Genomic DNA, 311 nt, shown 5'->3' on the forward strand with positions numbered 1-311 from the left:
CCTCCAGGTACTTGTCGAGCATCTGCTGCGCTGTCAGAGCCATGGTCCGCTTCCAGTGTTGAGCCAGCCCCCGGAGGTACTGGCGTGGTTATCGTTCGAGGGTTGCTGCTGGGCGACCGGCTCCGGCACGGGCTCAACGCGCGCGCGCTCCAGCTGGTCGAGGTCGAGGCCGAAGCGCTGCTGGCTGATGCGCAGCGCGGCCAGGGCGTACACGAAGCAGTCCAGCGCCTCGTTTCGGCGCCCGCCGGAGTCCCAGCGCAGGACGCGGACGCCCTTCGCCATCACCGGCTTCTTCTTCTCGGCGGTGATCT

1 protein-coding gene is annotated in these 311 nt (G+C 68.2%); it reads right to left on the minus strand.

The features are described from left to right. Positions 1-33: 33 nt before the first annotated feature. Positions 34-311 (minus strand): terminase gpA endonuclease subunit (locus tag QSJ95_RS32655; protein WP_285647904.1); only part of this gene is annotated, 278 nt, incomplete at its 5' end.

The sequence above is a fragment of the Pseudomonas sp. NBRC 100443 genome, assembly GCF_030268185.1.
In the GTDB taxonomy this organism is placed as follows: Bacteria; Pseudomonadota; Gammaproteobacteria; order Pseudomonadales; family Pseudomonadaceae; genus Pseudomonas; species Pseudomonas citronellolis.